This is a genomic window from Rhodoplanes roseus (assembly GCF_003258865.1).
Classification (GTDB): Bacteria; Pseudomonadota; Alphaproteobacteria; order Rhizobiales; family Xanthobacteraceae; genus Rhodoplanes; species Rhodoplanes roseus.
The window spans coordinates 1-2,945 of sequence record NZ_NPEX01000466.1; the positions used below are offsets into that span (position 1 = coordinate 1).

Sequence of the window (2,945 nt, forward strand, 5' to 3'; positions counted from 1 at the left end):
CGAGCGCCTGGCGCTGCCGGCCGGCGCCACGACCGGCCCGGCCGTGCCGATCCGGACGCGGGCGCAGCCGGCGGACGGGCTCGTCGCCGCGGTCAGCCGCTCGCATCTCGACCCGGCCAGCGAAGCCTTCCTGGCCGAACGCTGCGCGGCGGGCCGGATCGCCTGCGGCTCGGCCGTCAAGTTCGCGCTGCTGGCGGAGGGGACGGCGGACGTCTATCCGCGGCTGGCACCGACCCGGGAGTGGGACGTGGCGGCCGGGCACGCCGTGCTGGCGGCGGCGGGCGGAGCGGTGGTGCGGCCGGACGGCGGCCCGCTCGGCTACGGCGACGGCGGAAACGGTTTTCTGGTGCCCGGCTTCGTCGCCTGGGCGGACCCGGCGTCGGCGGGCTGAGGGGCTCGACCGCCGGTCAGGGCGTCAGATGGGCGCGGACCTGCGGCCAGTTGCTCTGGGCGTCGGTCAGCACCGCGATCGGATCCTCGACGAACTTGGCCCGCGCCGCCTCGTTGAAGAACAGCAAGAGCCGGCCGCGCAGGACCAGGAACACCTCGGGATGGCCGGGCCGCGAGATGCCGCGCGCGACACCCACCGGATCGTAGCCACCGAACAGCGGCGCGTAGACCGACGGGTTGTCGGCGAAGGCGTTGCGGTTGCCCTCGTTGCGGAAGCGCCAGACCACGCCCTGGTAGACGTATTCGTATTCGGGCCGGCCCGCGACGGGGGCGCCGTCGATGAAATAGGAGACCGGATCGAAGCCCGAGATGGCGATGCCGGAATGCCAGTCGGTGACGATCCGCTCGGTGGTCGCCGCCCGGAGATCCACGGCAGGCGCGAGCGCCAGACCGAGGACTCCGACCAGGAATGCGAGCAGGATCCTGCGCGCAGTTTGTCGGGTTCGCCGCCTTGGCGTCATAGTGTTGCCGGATGTTGTCTTCGATTCGGAGGCACACTCCTAGTGCGACTTCGTAACCGGTCGGTTAGCGCGCTGCAGCAAAAGCTCGGGGAAGGTCGGAAATGGGCAGAGCCTCGCGTTGGATCGCGGCCGCGGTCGTTCTTCTCTCGTGTGCCGTGCCGGTGGGGGCCTACGCGCAGAGCCAGCCGGTTCCTGCGCATCCCCGCAACGACACCTTCACGACCAGCGAGGTCGTCGGCGCCGGGCACCGCTTCTTCGGCGGCGTGTCGCGCAGCCTCGCCACGCTGGTGGAGCGGGCGGCCAGCCAATGGGGCCTGCCCAACGGCTACGTGCTCGGCGAGGAGGGCGGCGGCGCCATCTTCGGCGGCCTGCGCTACGGCGAGGGCGTGCTCTACACCAAGAACGCCGGCGACCTGAAGGTGTACTGGCAGGGCCCCTCGTTCGGCTGGGACGTCGGCGGCGAGGGCGCCCGCACCATGATGCTGATCTACAACCTGCCCTCGACCCAGTCGATCTACCAGCGCTTCGGCGGTGTCGACGGTTCCGCCTACTTCATCGGCGGCCTCGGCATGACGGCGCTGACCGCCAACAACGTCGTCGTGGTGCCGATCCGGTCCGGCGTGGGGTTGCGGCTCGGCGCCAGCATCGGCTATCTCAAGTTCACGCCGCAATCGACCTGGAATCCGTTCTGACGGGCCTCCCCCGCCGGCCGGCTCCGGGACCGGCGGACACTGTTGCGTGATCGGCCCGGATTTCCTCTGGCCGGTCTCGCTAAACAGTGCTCAGGTTATTGATATCCCTGTCGAAGCTGGAAGACCAACACGCCCGACGGCATGGTTTCCCGGCCGCGCGAGAAGCCGGAGGCGTTCGTCATGATCGAACAGGCCATGCTGTTCGCGGTCGGGTTCCTGGTCGCGAGCCTGTTCAACCTGCTGTTCGTCCCGCTGGTGCACAATCGCGCCGTGCGGCTGACCATGCGGCGCCTGGAGGCGGCGACCCCCTTCTCGATGGCCGAGATCCAGGCCGAGAAGGACCAGCTGCGCGCCGAGTTCGCGATGTCGACCCGCCGGCTGGAGATGAGCGTCGACCAGCTCAAGACGCGGGCGGCCGGCCAGCTCGCCGATCTCGGCCGCAAGTCGATGGCGATCGGCCGCCTGAAGCAGGAGCTCGGCGAGAAGAACGCCGCCCTGATGGCCATCGAGGCGCGTGAAAAGGCGCTGCGCGAGCAGCTCCAGTCGACCGAGCAGGAGTTCTCGCGCAAGAGCGACAAGGCCCAGACGGTCGAGAAGGTGCTGGTCGGCAAGGAGGCCGAGCTCGCCAAGCTGACCGCGGCGCTCGACGAGCGCACCTCGGTGTCCGACAGCCAGCGCATCGAGATCGCCACCCTGAGGACGCAGATCGAGTCGCTGAAGTCGAAGGTCGAGCAGGCCCAGCTCGACCTGCGCGACACCAAGGCCCGGCGCGACCAGGAGCGCAGCGCCGCCGCCGGCGCCGCCGAGGAGCTCGCCAAGGAGCGCAGCCGGGCGGCCGAGCTCGGCACCCGCACGGCCGAGCTGGAGCGTCAGCTCGGCGAGCAGACCGGCGAGGCCGACGGCCTCGCCAAGCGCATCCAGGAGCTGGAGGAGCGGCTGACCGAGCAGGGCCGCATGCTGGTCGAGCGCGAATACGACGCCCGCAAGGCCCGCGAGGAGGCCGGTGCATCGGAAGGCCTGAAAGGCGAGAAGGCCCGGCTGGAGCAGGAGCTGAAGGCGGCGCGCGACGAGAACGCCCGGCTGCAGCAGGAGCTCACCGCGATCCACACCGGCGCCGGCGCCTCGTGGGCGAACGAGCGTGTCGAGAACGCGCTGCTGCGCGAGCGCATCAACGACGTCGCCGCCGAGGTGGTGCGCCTCACCATGACGCTGGAAGGCGCCGGCTCGCCGATCGCGGCCATGCTGGCCGAGGACCAGCCCGCCGAGCCACCTGCCCCGGCCGCCGGCACGGCGCCGGCGCCGCGCGGCGACCTGGTCGAGCGCATCCGCGCCCTGCAGGCCC

The 2,945-nt window shown here is 71.0% G+C and carries 4 protein-coding genes; 3 read left to right on the forward strand and 1 reads right to left on the reverse strand.

Annotated elements, in window-relative coordinates:
• Positions 1-391, forward strand: a 391-nt coding sequence (locus tag CH341_RS30180) for an inositol monophosphatase family protein (RefSeq protein WP_281023736.1), incomplete at its 5' end; no start/stop codon positions are given.
• Between the two features lie 16 nt (positions 392-407).
• Here CH341_RS30180 and CH341_RS30185 read toward each other — a convergent pair.
• Complete coding sequence (locus tag CH341_RS30185) at positions 408-821, reverse strand: YHS domain-containing (seleno)protein (RefSeq protein WP_245431323.1); 414 nt, start codon at positions 819-821, stop codon at positions 408-410.
• Positions 822-1,012: 191 nt separating this feature from the next.
• Between CH341_RS30185 and CH341_RS30190 the strand changes: the two genes are divergently transcribed.
• Both CH341_RS30190 and CH341_RS30195 read left to right on the forward strand, forming a co-directional pair.
• A complete protein-coding gene (locus tag CH341_RS30190; RefSeq protein WP_111423182.1) occupies positions 1,013-1,603 on the forward strand; it encodes a DUF1134 domain-containing protein in 591 nt (196 codons plus the stop codon).
• 180 nt (positions 1,604-1,783) lie between these two features.
• The coding region (locus CH341_RS30195) for a coiled-coil domain-containing protein (protein ID WP_111423184.1) at positions 1,784-2,945 on the forward strand (1,162 nt) is incomplete at its 3' end.